Here is a 13,763-nt window from a genome sequence, read left to right as displayed (position 1 = left end):
ATCCCCTCGCCGCGCGCTGCCCTTTTGGCGCCCCCCCGCGGGGCCCCCCGCCCCCGCCCCCGGCCCCACGGCGGTGCCCCGCGCGCCGCGGGCGGGAGGATTACTTCTTCTTCACCAGCTCGTTGGCGTAGGCCTCGAGTTCGTCGAGGCCGCCCTTGACGTCGGTGCGCGTGCCGGTGACCAGCTCTTCCAGGATGATGCCCCAGCGGTCGCCGAGATCCGGCCAGCGCGGATCCTGCCAGAAGTTCACCGCCGTCACCTTGCCGGTATCGGCAAGCGCCTGGCCGAGATCGGCGCCATAGATGTCGGCGAACTCCTTGCTGGACAGCACGCTGGTGCGGTTGAGCTCGCCGAATTGGTGCGCGTCGAGCCGGCGCTTCTCGTTCTCCTTCGACGTCGCCCAGGCGATGAACAGGCCGGCGCATTGCTTCGCGGCGTCATCGGCATTGGCCTTGGCGGCGATGGCGAGGCCGTGGCCGTAGCCGCCGCCGGTCAGTGGCGAGGGCGGCGGCAGGAAGCCGATCTTGCCGACCACTTGCGAGGTCTTCGGGTCGACCGCCATGCCCGACAGCGGCGTCGATTCGACCAAGATGGCAACCTGGCCCGACAGGAAGGCGCCGGTCGATTCATCCCAGCTGCCGGTCTGCGTGCCGGGCGCTGAATCCTTGAACAGTTTAAGATAGGTCTCGGTCGCTTTGACCGCGGCCTCGGAGTTGAAAGCCGGCTTGTCACCGTCGAACCATTTTCCGCCATAGGCCTTGAAGAACGGCATCCAGCGCCAGACATTGGCGCCCGAGCCACGCGCGCCGCGCAGCGCGATGCCGTACATGCCCTTGTCGGGATCGGTCAGCTTCGGCACGTCGGCGATCAACTCGTCCAGCGTCTTCGGCGGCTGGATGCCGGCGGCTTCCAGAATGTCCTTGCGGTAGACCATCAGGTCGCCGCCGCCGGTCAGCGGCGCGAACCACACCTTGCCGTCATAGGTGGCGACCTTCTGCCGGCCCGGGTCGAAATCGGCGTAGTCGTAGTCAGCCGGGTAATAGTCGGTGAGCGGCACGATCCATTTCGACGAGGCGAACAGCGCGACATTGGCTTCGTCGACATAGTAGACGTTGTAGTTGCCGACCGTGGACGCATCGGCGCGCGACTTTGCCCGGCGGTCGTTCTCGTTGAGATAGTCGATCTGGAAGCTGGCGCCGGCCAGTTTCTGGAACTCGTCCTTGGACGCTTCCAGCAGCGTCAGCCCGTCACGCGGTTGCGCCAGCACCTTGACCGGCGCCGAGCAGACCGGCGCCGCCAGCGCCATGGTCGAGAGGGTCGTGGTAAGCATGAAAGCTGCGCTTATGCTCGCAGCGAGCCGAATTGGTTTCATTGATTTTCTCCTCCAGGAACAGTCGCAGGAAGCGGAAGTCTTCGGTTGCGCGATCCTCGCCATCGCCCGAGCGACAAGCCACCCATCGCCAAAATGAGGAGTTGCTAAAGGCCGCGCTAGAAGCCCCGTTGCAGCAGACCTGTACTTTTATGCATTGTGCGCTGCAAAATCCGGCCCGCCTGCACGGCCTCTGTCACATGAGTACCGATGGAGTGAGGAAGGCCGGTTTTCAGGCGCGCATCGTCATCCGCTGCTTCGACAGCTTGCGGTAGGATGACGGCGTCATCCGGTGCTTGCGCAGGAAGGCGCGGTTGAAGTTGGAGATGTTCATGTAGCCGACCTGGAAGCAGATGTCGGTGATCGGAATATCGGTGTCCGCCAGCAGTTTGCAGGCTTGCCAGAGCCGGAGCTTGGCGATGTGGTCGCTGAAACTGTTGCCGGTGTTTTTCTGGAAGAAGCGCGAAAACGTGCTTTCGCTCATCCCCGCCAGCTCCGCCGCCTCCGGCAGCTTCAGGTCCTCGGCGAAGTGCTGGAAGAGATAGGTCAGCGTGCGCTGGATGATGTCCAGCGAGGTTGCGTCGAGCGCGGGTGAGAAATCCGGCGAGGACAAAAGCTCGTATTCGTCTGTCCTAGCCAGCAAATCGACCAGTTCGAGGAAGAGGCAAAACCGGGCGAGCCCGTGCACCGTGCCCATCCGTTCCATCAGCGCGGCGCCTTCGAGCGCGGCGCGGCCATGGAAGAGCATGCCGCGCAGCGATCGCTCCAGGAACGGTTCCAGTTCGCGCAGTTCCGGCAGCAGTCCCGCCGAGCCGCGCAGCCGCTGCGGATCGAATTGCAGCACGATGTCGCGTCCTTCGATCAGCTCGCCGGGTTGCACCGATGTCACCCAGTCATGCGGCAGCCCGCCGCCGACGATGCTCAGGTAGCCCGGCCCGAATTCGCCGATGTGATCGCCGACCAGCGCGACCCCGGAAGACTTCCTCAGGAGATGGATCTCGTATTCCGGATGAAAATTCCAGACATTGCGCTCCCAGGGATAGTCGTCGAGCCGCCACAGGAAACTGTCGCTCGCCTCGGTGACGATGTGCTCGAAAGCGGGCACCGTGCGAGGGATCGCGGCCGTGTTCTTTCTGCGCCTGAATGCCATCGTCTGTTCTCCGGGGCGAATGAGGAAGCGGACCGGTTTCGGGTAATCCGTAGCAGTCTGTCGCCGGCAAGTGAACGATGTCTGCCTCAGCGAGTTCAACGCCGGCTCTCGATGATCTCGATGAAGCGGGCGAACAGCCCGGCCTGGGATTTGATGCCGAGTTTGCGATGGATGTTGCGGCGATGGACCTTCACCGTTCCCGGCACGATGCGCATGGCTCTTGCGATCGACTCGGTGGAATGCCCCTGCAGCACCAGATCGACGACATGCTTTTCGCGCGGGGTCAGCGACAGGCTTTCCCAAATGTGGGCGCGGTCGAACTCGTTGACGGCGGCGATCGTCTCGCCCTGCTCCGCTTCGTCCTGCTCCTCGGCCGAAAGTGCGGGCCAGCGCAACCGGGCGAAGTTGATGACCGCCGGCGCCATGTCGCGCAGCAGCCTGGCATCGGCGGTGCCGAAGGGACCCGAGGCGTGCAATCGCATCAGCGACAGCACCAGCGCATCCTTGCCGGGCAGCGGCACGAAGAAGCCGACCTCCTCGGCCAGCCTTGTCTGGCTATAGTAGGTGCGAAAATACTCGCTGGCATAGAAGCGGTCGGGCGCCAGCTCGCGCATGCGCCAGAACCCCTCCTTGCGCTCCACCGCCGCGTGATGAAATGGGTCGAGCAGATAAGGTCCTTCCTGATAGAGCGTGACGAAGACATGGCTCTCGGCCGGCGAGAAGGTTTCGAACAGCAGCGGCGGTCGCGATGCGCCGCGATAGCCGAAGATAACGCAGTGGTCGAAGCTGACATGCTGGCTCAGCCAATCGACCATTGCCTGGCCGAACATTTCGCCGCTGGTCTCTCGCGTTGCCGCGACAAGGGCTGCGAGCCGGCTGTATTCGTCGCTGCGGGACGCACTCAACCTATACCCCCTCAAACGAGAAAATAGATAAGATAAACCACCTGCGAGGTATATACTAGCCGCCATCGGCTCTGGTAGCGTCCTGAAATAGCCCTGTTGCTGGAGCCAGCACTTTGACCGCAGTGCCCGACATCGAGTTTCGCGGCGTCACCAAGCGCTATGGCGCCGTGACCGCTGTCAGCGGCATCGATCTGGCTGTGCCGCCCTCCGCCTTTGTCGCCCTTCTCGGACCGTCCGGCTGCGGCAAGACCACATGCCTGCGCATGATCGGCGGCTTCGAGCAGCCGAGCGAAGGCCAGGTGTTCATCCGCGGCCAAGACATGGCCGGCACACCGCCCTATCGCCGCCCGGTCAACATGGTGTTCCAGCAATATGCGCTGTTTCCGCACCTCGATGTCGAAGCCAATGTATCCTACGGGCTGCGCCAGGCACGGCCACGCCTGTCGTCGCAGGAAATCGGCCGTCGCGCCGGCGAGGCGCTCGAAATGGTGCGGCTCGCCGGCTATGGCGGCCGCAAGATCCACGAACTGTCCGGCGGCCAGCAGCAGCGCGTCGCGCTGGCGCGCGCACTGGTCAACAAGCCGGCCGTGCTGTTGCTCGACGAGCCGCTGGCGGCGCTCGACAAGAAACTGCGCACCGATATGCAGATCGAGTTGCAGAACCTGCAGCGCGAGATCGGCATCACCTTCGTGCTGGTCACCCACGACCAGGAGGAAGCGCTGTCGATGAGCGACTTCGTCTGCGTCATGAATGGCGGCCGCATCGTACAGCTCGGCCAGCCGAGCGAGATCTATGACGAGCCGGCCGACCTGTTCGTCGCCGACTTCGTCGGCAAGACCAATCTGTTGAGCGGCAAGGTTGCCGGGCATACAGGCGATCTTGTCAATGTGGCGCTGACGGACGGAACCGTCATTGCCGCGCGCAAACGAACCGCCTTGCAGCAGGGCGAGACCGTTTCCGTCAGCCTGCGTCCTGAATCGCTAAGCCTCGGCTCCACCAAAGGCAGCCCTTTCAAGGGCATCGTGCGCAACCGGATCTTCTTGGGCTCGACGGCGGAATACGCCATCGAGGTGCAGGGCATCGGAACGCTGCTGGCCAAGGCCGACCATGTGATCGGCCATGGCAATCTCTTCAAGCCGGGCGAACCCGTCGCCATCGGCTTTGCCTCTGGGACGCCGCTGGCGTTTCCGGAGAACAAGAACAACGGGACCAACCAGAGGGTAGCAAAAAATGTCGAAATCATATCGTGACGGACTGCCGATTAGCCCCGAGAACTTCGTCGACCAGCTGATGCGCCTGGAGCGCGGCTCGATCGGCCGCCGCGATTTCCTCGGCCTCACCGGCCTGGGCATCGCAACCGCGGTGATGGCGCGCGAGCTCGGCATCATGCCGACGCCGGCCTTCGCCGCCGAAAACCTCGGCGACCGCATGTCGATCGCCACCTGGCCGAACTATCACGACCCGCAGACCTTCGAGAATTTCAAGAAGGACACCGGCGTCGCCGTCGAGGTCAACGTGTTCGGCTCCAATGAGGAGATGCTGGCCAAGCTGCAGGCCGGCGCCTCGGGCTGGAGCCTGTTCGTGCCGACCAACTACACGATCTCGACCTACAAGAAGCTCGGCATCATCGATCCGCTCGATATGGCCAAGCTGCCGAATTTCGACGGCACGCAGGAAGACCCGCGCTTCACTGGGGAAGGCACGATCGACGGCACGACCTACGCGGTGCCGAAGAACTGGGGCACCACGGGCTTTGCCGTCAACACCAAGAAGCTGGCCAAGCCGATGACGAGCTGGAAGGAATTCTGGGACGTTGCCATGGCTGAGGGTGATGGCCGCACCATGGTGCATGACTACCAGCTGACCACCATCGGCAACGCGCTGAAATATTACGGCTATTCCTTCAACTCGCTGAAGCAGGATGAACTTGCCAAGGCCGAGGAACTGCTGCTCAAGGTCAAGCCGCATCTGTTCGCGGTCTCTTCGGACTACCAGCCGGGAATGCGGGCGGGCGACGCCTGGATGACCATGTGCTGGACGAATGACGGCGCGCAGTTGCATCGCGATATCCCGGAGATCGCCTACGTGCTGGGCAAGGAGGGCGGGGAAATCTGGACCGATTTCTACGCCATCCCGAAGGACGCGCCGAACAAGCCGGCCGGCTATGCCTTGCTCAATTATCTGATGACCCCGGAGGTTGCTGTGAAGGAGCATCTCGCCAATGGCGCGCCCTCGACCGACGCGCGGGTCAACAAACTGCTGCCCAAGGAAGTGCTCGACAATCCGATCCTTTACCCGGCGGCCGACCTGTTGACACCGCTGGAGTTTGGTGCGGCGGCGACGCTGACCGACCCCGGCCGCGCCGAACTGATGGCGCGCTTCAAGTCGGCTTGAGGCTGGCCTGACGCAAACGGAAAACCGGCGGGCCTATGTCCGCCGGCATCGGGGCGGTTTCCATGCACGGCAACAGATTTCGGTATAACATCCTGACAGCGCTGCTGCTCGCTCCGGCTACAGCGTGGCTGGTGGTGTTTTTGGTGTTGCCGTTCATCGCCATTGCCGTGTTCAGCGTCGGCGAGCGGGCGCCGGAGGGCGGCTATCAGGCCGCCTTCACGCTGGCGCAATACGCCAATCTCCCGGCAAGGGCAACCGCCTTCTGGAACACGATGATGCTGGCGCCGGTGGGCGCGCTTGCCTGCCTGCTCGTCGCCTACCCCGTCGCCTACTACCTTGCCCTGAAGGCGCCGCAACGCTGGCGGCTGATCCTGCTGGCGCTCGTGGTCATTCCGTTCTGGACCAGCCTTTTGATGCGCACCTATGCCTGGATGTACATTCTGGGCGGACGCGGCATTCCCGCGCTGCTGGCCTTTGTCGGTCTCGAGGATGTCAGGCTGATCAACACGCCGGGCGCCGTGCTGCTCGGCATTGTCTACGGCTATCTGCCGCTGATGATCCTGCCGATCTATGTCAGTCTCGAGCGGCTCGACCGAAGGCTGCTGGAAGCCTCCGCCGATCTCGGCGCGACCCCGCTCTCAACCTTTCTGGGGGTGACGCTGAAGCTGTCGCTGCCGGGCGTCATGACCGGCTTCTCACTGGTCATGATCCTGCTGCTTGGCGAATACCTGATCCCGACGCTGCTTGGCGGCGGCAAGGTGTTCTTCATAGGCAATGCGCTGGTCGACCTGTTCCTGCAGTCGCGCAACTGGCCGTTCGGATCGGCCATCGCCATCACGCTGGTGGCGGTTTCGGTGGTGGTGCTGATCGCGGCAAACCGCATTTCGACACGGGTGTCGGGCGCCCGCAGGGTGGATCTGATCTGATGCGCGCCTTCGTCACAGCCGTCTTCGCCTTCCTCTATCTGCCGATCGCGTTGGTCGTGCTGTTTTCCTTCAACGCCGGCCGCCATGCCAGCGAGTTCACCGGCTTTTCGGTGCAGTGGTACGGCACGGCGCTGTCGAACCCGTTCCTGGTCGAGGCGTTGAAGAACAGCCTGTTCATCGCCACCACCAGCGCCCTTCTGGCGGCGGTGTGCGGCACGGCGGCGGCACTCGGCCTGGCGCGGGTCGGGCTCAGAACCCGCGCCGTCTTCGACGCGCTGATGGGTGCCGCGATCGTCGTTCCCGGCGTCGTCATCGGCATCTCGACGCTTGTCGCGCTGGTCCAGCTGTTTGGCGTGCTCAACCCGTTCCTCGCCTCGATCTGGCCAAACGACCAGCCGCCGCGCCTGTCGCTCGGCTATGGATCGATCATCGCCGCCCACGGCCTGTTTTCGATGGCGTTGGTGACGATAATCGTCGGCACGCGTCTCGCCAGCCTCGACCGCAACCTGGTCGAGGCCTCGAGCGATCTCTACGCCACGCCGCTGACGACGTTTCGCTCGATCGTGCTGCCGCAGATCATGCCGGCGGTGATCGCCGGCTTCCTGCTCGCCTTCACCTTCTCCTTCGACGATTTCATCGTCGCCTTCTTCGTCGCCGGCGCGCAGACGACGCTGCCGATCTATGTCTTCGCCTCGATCCGGCGCGGCGTGACGCCGGAAATCAACGCCATCGCCACCATCGTGCTCGTCGCCTCGGTTCTTCTGGTGGTGCTTGCCCAATGGCAGCTGCGCCAGCGCCAGCCGTCAAACTGAACAAGCCATCCAGCTGAAAGACAAATTCATGATCCTTAGAGACCGCATCGCCGTGGTGACGGGCGCCGGTTCCGGCATCGGCCGCGCCGGCGCCATGATCATGGCCAGGGAAGGCGCTGTGGTGGTCATCGCCGACCGGGATCTGGCCAGCGGCGAGGCCACGGCGGCGGACATCCGGGCAGTGGGCGGGCAGGCCGAGGCGATTGTCACCGACGTCTCTGACGACGCCGCGGTCGGGCAGCTCATCACCGGCACGCTCGGCAAGTATGGCCGCATCGACATTCTGCACAATCACGCCGGCATCCAGGTCGGCGGCACGCTGACCGAGGTCGAGGTCGATGGTATGGATGCGTCATGGCGCATCAATGTACGGGCGCAGTTTCTGGCCGCGCGGCTGGTCATGCCGGCAATGGTCGCGCAAGGCGGCGGCGTCATCCTCAACACGGCTTCGAATTCGGGCGTCTTCTACGACCGCGAGATGATCGCCTATGCCACGTCCAAACATGCCGTGGTGGCGATGACCAGGCAGATTTCGCTCGACTATGCCCGGCACAATGTGCGCGTCAACGCGCTCTGCCCCGGCTGGGTCGACACCCCCTTCAACGAGCCGTTCATCGCCCAGATGGGCGGCCGCGAGGCGATCGAGACCTATGTCCGCACCAAGATCCCGATGGGGCGCTGGGCGAGCGCCGAAGAGATCGCCGAAGCGATCCTGTTCCTCGTCTCCGACCGCTCATCCTTCATGACCGGCCAGGCGCTGGTGATCGACGGCGGCGAAAGCATCGGTTGACCCAAGGGCAGCCGGATAGGAGGGTTCCCGCCTCTGGCTCAATCGCCGGCTGCCCGTCCTCCCTTGCCTTCATGCCGCATTTCGTCCAATAGAACGACGCAAACGCTGCGAAACCGAAGGTTTTGCCGTTTGGAAGTGCGGCTTCCGGCCTCGTTGCCGACGCGCCGCAATCGGAAAGAGCAGGACAATGTCTGCGATCGAAGCCGGCGCTCGTGCGCCGGAAAATCTTTGGCGTCAGGAAATCAGGGCGACGCTGGCGCTGGCCTGGCCGATGGTGCTCACCAATCTCGGCCAGACCGCGATGACCGCCACCGACGTCATGATGATGGGGCGTCTGGGCGCGGACACGCTGGCCAGCGGCGCGCTCGGCGCCAACCTCTATTTCATGCCGCTGATCTTCGGCCTCGGCCTGATGCTGGCGACCTCGCCGATGATCGCCACCGAGCTTGGCCGCCGCCGCTATTCGGTGCGCGATTTGCGCCGCACCGTGCGGCAAGGGCTGTGGCTGGCGATCCTGATCTCGATCCCGATCTGGATCGTGCTGTGGCATGGCGAGGCCATTCTGCTGGCCATGGGCCAGGAGCCGGCGCTCGCCCACCAGGCCGGCATCTATCTGCGCTGGCTGGAATGGGCGGTGCTGCCGTTCTACGGCTATATCGTGCTGCGCTCGTTCATCTCGGCGCTGGAGCGGCCAGGCTGGGCGTTGGTCATCGTTTTCGTCGCCGTTGCCTGCAACGCCTTTTTCAACTGGGTGTTCATGTTCGGCAATCTCGGCGTCACCTCGATGGGCATTGCCGGTTCGGGGCTGGCGACCACGCTGTCGAGCACGCTGATGTTCTGCGGCCTGGCAGCCGTGGTGATGCTGGAGAAGAAGTTCCGCCGCTACCGCCTGTTCGGCCGCTTCTGGCGCTCCGACTGGCCGCGCTTCAAGGGTCTGCTGCGGCTCGGCATGCCGATCGCCGGCATCCTCGCCTTCGAGGTGACGATCTTCAACGCCGCAGCCCTGCTGATGGGCCTGATCGATGCGGATTCGCTCGCCGCGCACGCTATCGCAATCCAGATCGCCTCGATCTCCTTCATGGTGCCGCTCGGCCTCAACCAGGCTGTGACGGTGCGCGTCGGCCTGGCCCACGGCGCCGGCAATCCGGCCGGCGTTTCGCGCGCCGGCTGGACCGCCTTCGTCATCGGCGTCTCGTCCATGGCGCTGATGGCGCTGGTGATGGTGCTGTGGCCGCATCTGTTGATCAGCGCCTTCATCGACATGACCGATCCGGCCAATGCCAGGGTGATCGCGCTGGCCGTGTCGTTCTTGGCCTTTGCCGCGCTGTTCCAGATCTTTGACGGCGCGCAGGCCGTTGCCGCCGGCATGCTGCGCGGCCTGCACGACACCAAGGTGCCGATGATTTACGCGGCGATCGGCTATTGGGGCATCGGCCTGCCGCTCGGCGTGCTGCTCGCCTTCCATTTCGGCTTGCACGGCGTCGGCATCTGGATCGGCCTGGCGTCGGGGCTGGCCGTGGTGGCGGTGCTGCTCCTCGCGCGCTGGCTGCGGCGTAACCGCATCGCGCCACCGCTCGTCTTCGGGCATTGAAGGCAGAACGGCCACCGACGCCCGGCGGCCGCCATGTCCTGACATTGTGGCTCATTAAACGGCGCCCTCGGAACTGCCCACGAAACGTCCAACAAGCCGCCAGAACCAGGCTTGGCGAATAGCAGCATCCGACCCGTAGCTGACACTTGAACGCCAGATCACGAATGGCTGCTTCGCGCCTAATTCTGACGGTTGCGTCGCGGGCTTAGCTGGTGAGGGCGTCAAATTGTCTGAGGTGACGCGACGCCGGCGTGGTGGCTTCCCAATTGCCAGAAGGGCAGCGGGAACCGTGCGCGCTCCTCTTCGATGAGACGGAAGCCCGCTCCCCGGATCAAGTCGAGCGGGTTGCGGGTGAGGTGGCAACCGCCGGCGAGCCGTCCCCACAACCCGTTCAGGCGCACCTGCCACCTGCGGCAACGCGGCCCCTCGGCCTGACCGTGCTCGATGAAGATCAGCCGACCCGTGGGCTTCAGGATGCGCCTGATTTCGGTCAGCGCCGCGTCGGGGTCCGGAATGGTGCAGAAGGCATAGGTCACGACGACCGTGTCAGCGAAGGCATCGGCCAACGGCAGGCTTTCGCCGCTGGCCCGGAGGCATTCGACATGGAATGGCAAGGAACGGCTCCTAGGTCCGGCCAAACCGAGCATCGTGCCGTCCGGATCGACGCCGACCAGCCGCTCCACCCTGGCGGGGTCGTAATAGGGAAGGTTCAGGCCAGACCCGAAGCCGACTTCGACGACAATGCCCTCTGCCCGCGGGATCATTCGCCTTCGCATGTACGAGAATGCGTTGGCCGAACAGCCGGCGTGGACGAGGTAGGGAGCAATGCAGCGTGCGTACCAGGAGAGGCAGGATTGGCACATGTCTCAGCCTCCCCGCTCTGTGTTCACAGAGCCGACAGGACCCGGCAAGGCGCCGACAGCCGATGCCACGCGCCGCCCTCCATGACCGGGGTAGCCCTGATATGCAATAGGAACGCCTTCTTCGGCCTCGGAACTACAATGGTGAGGGAGAGTATTGACCAGTGACATTTCTGGCTCCAAGGGAGTCTCTGGATCGGGCCCGATCGGCCCGACGGCGTGGGGATTGATAGAAGGCCGGCGTCCCCTCAACGTCCTCTCAATGTCCTTTGGGGGCCGCGTACGGATCGATGGAGCGGTTGGAACTCCGACTTCTGGGTTTTCCTGAGTTCCGTCTGAACGGGCGGCGCGTGGAACTTGCCTTGCGCAAGGCAGCAGCGCTCTTCATCTACCTCGCCGAGGCCGCCGGGCCTGTGGCGCGCGAGGTCGCAGCCACGCTTCTGTGGCCTGAGACCGACGAGGAAGCCGCACGGGCGCGCCTTCGGCGCACGCTGTACAAAATCCGCATCGCGTTCGGCCGCGAGGTTATCGCCGCCAGCGGAACGTCTCTCAGCCTGCATCCGGCGCTCTCCGTCGAGGTCGACTCCAAGGTTTTCGAGCATGCCTGCAATGCCGGCCCTCTCGACGAGGCAGCCGATATGCATAAGGGCGACTATCTTGCCGGCTTCTCAGTCCCGGATTGTCCGGAATTCGAGGAATGGGTCTTCTTCAGGCGCGAGACCTTACGCAGCCGACTGGTGCAGGCACTCGAGCGGCTGATCGAGGCGAAGATCGCTTCCGGTGAGCCTCGCAGCGCGGTCGTGCATGCTACGCGCCTGACGGGACTGGACCCTTTGAGCGAAAGTGCGCACCGACACCTGATCCGCGCCCATCTGGCGGCCGGGGACAGGGCGGCAGCCGAGCGCCAAGCCGAATCCTGTGTCCGGCTGCTGCGGGACGAACTCGGCATCACGCCGGACCCCACCACTCTTGCCCTGCTGCGTGAGCCAACTCACGATACCACCCTGGACGTGCCCAGAACGCGCTATGTCGAAGTGGACGGCATCCATATCGCCTACCAGATCGTTGGCAACGGCCCGATGGACATCGTGCTTGTTCCGGGGTTCATTTCGCATGTCGAGCGGGTCTGGGAGGACAGGCGCTGCCGCGCCTGGATCACTGCGGTTTCGCGTCTCGGCCGCCTGATTCTTTTCGACCGGCGAGGCATGGGACTTTCCGACCGCGTCGGTGCCCGCCCGACCGTCGAAGCAACGGCGCAGGATATTCTGGCGGTCATGAACGCGGCCGGTAGCCGTAGGGCCTTGCTCATCGGCGCCTCAGAAGGTGGGCCGGGTTGTGTCCGTTTTGCCGTAAACCACTCCGATCGCCTGATCGGTCTTGTTCTCTGGGGTTCCTTGGCGAAAGGCAGCCGCGTGCCCGACTATCCGTTTGCCCTGACTGTCGCGCAATACGATCTATGGAAGCAACGGCTGCTCGCCGGTTGGGGAGGCCCGGCGGAAATCGAAACTTTCGCCCCGAGCCTGGCCGCAGACCGCCAGGCTCAGACATGGTGGGCTGGCTTGCTCAGGGCAGCCTCCAGTCCCGGCGCGGTCGCGGGTCTGCTGGAAGCGCTGCGTGATACCGATGTCCGTCATCTCCTTGCAAAAGTCTCGGCCCGGACGACTGTTCTGCACCGCTCTGGCGACCGCGCCGTGCGCGTCGAAGCCGGGCGCTTCCTCGCGGCCAACATCCCGGGCGCGAAGTTCATTGAGGTCGCCGGCAGTGACCACTGGTTCTGGGTCGGCGACCAACAGCCGCTGCTTGACAGCATCAGCGCGTTTGCACGACGCAGCTGATCGCTCACCAGGGCGCGCGCACTGCAGGGATGATCGGTTGCAAATGGACATGTGAAGGCCGCGCGTTAGGCGGCCTCCGCTATGCCGGTCAGACGGCGGAGCACCGACTTTGCCTCGGCCGTCATTCGTCGGACTATCTCACCCGCAGGCAGGACTTCGTCGATGTTGCCGGCGCTTTGTCCGGCCGTCAGGCATGCCTGCTCTATGTCGCCGTTGAAATCGGGCGTCGGCAGGATGGCGCTGTAGCGCGGCACCGGTATCGTCTCGCCGTTGAGGACGGTAGAGCCGATGAACTGGCCTTCTGCCTCCTTGGCGGCTTCAGCTTCTCGCCCGAGCGCCGCGCGTGCTCCGTCATTGACGATGGCTCGCATGATCTGATCGGGCCACTCGGGGCCGTAGATGGACAAGAGCGCCGTATCGCCAACATCGGCAGTCAGTACGCGGCCCTTGTAGGCATCATGCGCTTCGGCCTGTTGCGAAGCGAGGAAACGGCTGCCGCACCAGACAGCGTCAGCGCCGAGAACGAGCGCGGCGGCCATGGTCGTGCCATCCACTATGCCGCCTGCGGCAAGCAGTGGCAGGCCCGGGAAGCGTCGGCGAATGCGGGGAAAGAGCGTCATGGTTGACGCTTCCGCCCGATTGTGGCCGCCTGCCTCGGCACCCTGGACGATGAGAGCTTCGGCGCCGAGGGCGACCGCCTGCTCAGCTTCGGCGACTCGGCCGATCTGCATCCAGACCTTGATGCCGGCCTCCTTCAGCCGCCCGACATGCTCCGAGGTCGGCAACGTCCAAAAGAAGATTGCGAGCGCCACCTGTTCCTCGATGAGGACGGATATGTGTTCGTCGGTGACGAAGTCGCCGATCAGGTCGACACCGAAGTATCGCTTCGTAAGTGCCCTGGTCTTCCCGATAAGCTCGCGCAGGATGTGGGGCGGGTTGATGTCGCAGCCGATTGTGCCAAGCCCGCCGGCTTCGCAGACAGCGGCCGCAAGAGCGGGACGGGCGATCATCGCCATGCCTGCATTGACGATTGGCGTCGCGAGCCCAAAGTCCCGAGTGATGGATGTGGAAATCATGGTCTGTGTCCTTTGATTTGATTGGGGCAGCCTGTGCGTGACGCGCCGGCCGGGA

The 13,763-nt window shown here is 64.2% G+C and carries 12 protein-coding genes; 7 read left to right on the top strand and 5 right to left on the bottom strand.

The annotated features are described in order from the left end of the window. Nucleotides 1-100: 100 nt before the first annotated feature. The 3 genes from NKH35_RS27225 to NKH35_RS27215 all read right to left on the bottom strand — a co-directional run bounded on the left by NKH35_RS27225 (nt 101) and on the right by NKH35_RS27215 (nt 3,424). Nucleotides 101-1,372: an ABC transporter substrate-binding protein gene (locus NKH35_RS27225; RefSeq protein WP_023693095.1), complete on the bottom strand. Its 1,272-nt coding sequence runs from the start codon at nt 1,370-1,372 to the stop codon at nt 101-103. A 229-nt stretch (nt 1,373-1,601) separates the two neighbouring features. Continuing rightward, nucleotides 1,602-2,519, bottom strand: coding sequence for an AraC family transcriptional regulator (locus tag NKH35_RS27220; RefSeq protein WP_023732679.1), 918 nt, complete (start codon nt 2,517-2,519; stop codon nt 1,602-1,604). Nucleotides 2,520-2,614: 95 nt separating this feature from the next. After that, complete coding sequence (locus tag NKH35_RS27215) at nt 2,615-3,424, bottom strand: helix-turn-helix transcriptional regulator (protein WP_023732678.1); 810 nt, start codon at nt 3,422-3,424, stop codon at nt 2,615-2,617. Between the two features lie 113 nt (nt 3,425-3,537). On the opposite strand from NKH35_RS27215, the gene NKH35_RS27210 reads away from it, so the two are divergent. From NKH35_RS27210 to NKH35_RS27185, 6 genes are all read left to right on the top strand, one after another. Next, the gene (locus NKH35_RS27210) at nt 3,538-4,674 is read left to right on the top strand and encodes an ABC transporter ATP-binding protein (RefSeq protein WP_023732677.1); all 1,137 of its coding nucleotides are present in this window, start codon (nt 3,538-3,540) and stop codon (nt 4,672-4,674) included. Then, nucleotides 4,655-5,818: an ABC transporter substrate-binding protein gene (locus NKH35_RS27205; RefSeq protein WP_023732676.1), complete on the top strand. Its 1,164-nt coding sequence runs from the start codon at nt 4,655-4,657 to the stop codon at nt 5,816-5,818. The genes NKH35_RS27210 and NKH35_RS27205 overlap by 20 nt, the downstream gene beginning before the upstream one ends. A gap of 62 nt (nt 5,819-5,880) precedes the next feature. Continuing rightward, the gene (locus NKH35_RS27200; protein WP_352916997.1) at nt 5,881-6,744 is read left to right on the top strand and encodes an ABC transporter permease; all 864 of its coding nucleotides are present in this window, start codon (nt 5,881-5,883) and stop codon (nt 6,742-6,744) included. Further along, on the top strand, nt 6,744-7,556 hold the full coding sequence (locus NKH35_RS27195) for an ABC transporter permease (protein ID WP_023683576.1): 813 nt from the start codon (nt 6,744-6,746) through the stop codon (nt 7,554-7,556). Before NKH35_RS27200 ends, NKH35_RS27195 begins: the two co-directional genes overlap by 1 nt. Before the next feature lie 28 nt (nt 7,557-7,584). Continuing rightward, nucleotides 7,585-8,346 carry an SDR family NAD(P)-dependent oxidoreductase gene (locus tag NKH35_RS27190; RefSeq protein WP_352916994.1) on the top strand — a complete coding sequence of 254 codons (762 nt, stop codon included), beginning with the start codon at nt 7,585-7,587 and terminating at the stop codon, nt 8,344-8,346. A gap of 187 nt (nt 8,347-8,533) precedes the next feature. Beyond that, on the top strand, nt 8,534-9,937 hold the full coding sequence (locus NKH35_RS27185) for an MATE family efflux transporter (RefSeq protein ID WP_027049165.1): 1,404 nt from the start codon (nt 8,534-8,536) through the stop codon (nt 9,935-9,937). A gap of 221 nt (nt 9,938-10,158) precedes the next feature. Here NKH35_RS27185 and NKH35_RS27180 read toward each other — a convergent pair whose 3' ends face one another. Continuing rightward, nucleotides 10,159-10,701 (bottom strand): class I SAM-dependent methyltransferase, encoded by a 543-nt coding sequence (locus tag NKH35_RS27180; protein ID WP_352916992.1) that lies wholly within the window; start codon nt 10,699-10,701, stop codon nt 10,159-10,161. A gap of 386 nt (nt 10,702-11,087) precedes the next feature. Between NKH35_RS27180 and NKH35_RS27175 the strand changes: the two genes are divergently transcribed. After that, nucleotides 11,088-12,632 (top strand): bifunctional AfsR/SARP family transcriptional regulator/alpha/beta hydrolase, encoded by a 1,545-nt coding sequence (locus tag NKH35_RS27175; RefSeq protein ID WP_352916990.1) that lies wholly within the window; start codon nt 11,088-11,090, stop codon nt 12,630-12,632. Nucleotides 12,633-12,697: 65 nt separating this feature from the next. Here NKH35_RS27175 and NKH35_RS27170 read toward each other — a convergent pair whose 3' ends face one another. Continuing rightward, the gene (locus tag NKH35_RS27170) at nt 12,698-13,708 is read right to left on the bottom strand and encodes an NAD(P)H-dependent flavin oxidoreductase (RefSeq protein ID WP_352916988.1); all 1,011 of its coding nucleotides are present in this window, start codon (nt 13,706-13,708) and stop codon (nt 12,698-12,700) included. Nucleotides 13,709-13,763: the final 55 nt, after the last annotated feature.

The sequence above is a fragment of the Mesorhizobium sp. M1143 genome (genome assembly GCF_040318435.1).
In the GTDB taxonomy this organism is placed as follows: Bacteria; Pseudomonadota; Alphaproteobacteria; order Rhizobiales; family Rhizobiaceae; genus Mesorhizobium.
The sequence above is the reverse complement of the archived record's forward strand: the minus strand, read 5'-3'. Positions and strand labels throughout refer to the sequence as shown.

Excerpts from the sequence above, each read along its gene's own strand:
- NKH35_RS27225 (WP_023693095.1), bottom strand. The coding sequence starts at position 1,372 with ATGAAACCAATTCGGCTCGCTGCGAGCATAAGCGCAGCTTTCATGCTT.
- NKH35_RS27220 (WP_023732679.1), bottom strand. The coding sequence starts at position 2,519 with ATGGCATTCAGGCGCAGAAAGAACACGGCCGCGATCCCTCGCACGGTG.
- NKH35_RS27205 (WP_023732676.1), top strand. The coding sequence starts at position 4,655 with ATGTCGAAATCATATCGTGACGGACTGCCGATTAGCCCCGAGAACTTC.
- NKH35_RS27200 (WP_352916997.1), top strand. The coding sequence starts at position 5,881 with ATGCACGGCAACAGATTTCGGTATAACATCCTGACAGCGCTGCTGCTC.
- NKH35_RS27195 (WP_023683576.1), top strand. The coding sequence starts at position 6,744 with ATGCGCGCCTTCGTCACAGCCGTCTTCGCCTTCCTCTATCTGCCGATC.
- NKH35_RS27190 (WP_352916994.1), top strand. The coding sequence starts at position 7,585 with ATGATCCTTAGAGACCGCATCGCCGTGGTGACGGGCGCCGGTTCCGGC.
- NKH35_RS27185 (WP_027049165.1), top strand. The coding sequence starts at position 8,534 with ATGTCTGCGATCGAAGCCGGCGCTCGTGCGCCGGAAAATCTTTGGCGT.
- NKH35_RS27180 (WP_352916992.1), bottom strand. The coding sequence starts at position 10,701 with ATGATCCCGCGGGCAGAGGGCATTGTCGTCGAAGTCGGCTTCGGGTCT.
- NKH35_RS27175 (WP_352916990.1), top strand. The coding sequence starts at position 11,088 with ATGGAGCGGTTGGAACTCCGACTTCTGGGTTTTCCTGAGTTCCGTCTG.
- NKH35_RS27170 (WP_352916988.1), bottom strand. The coding sequence starts at position 13,708 with ATGATTTCCACATCCATCACTCGGGACTTTGGGCTCGCGACGCCAATC.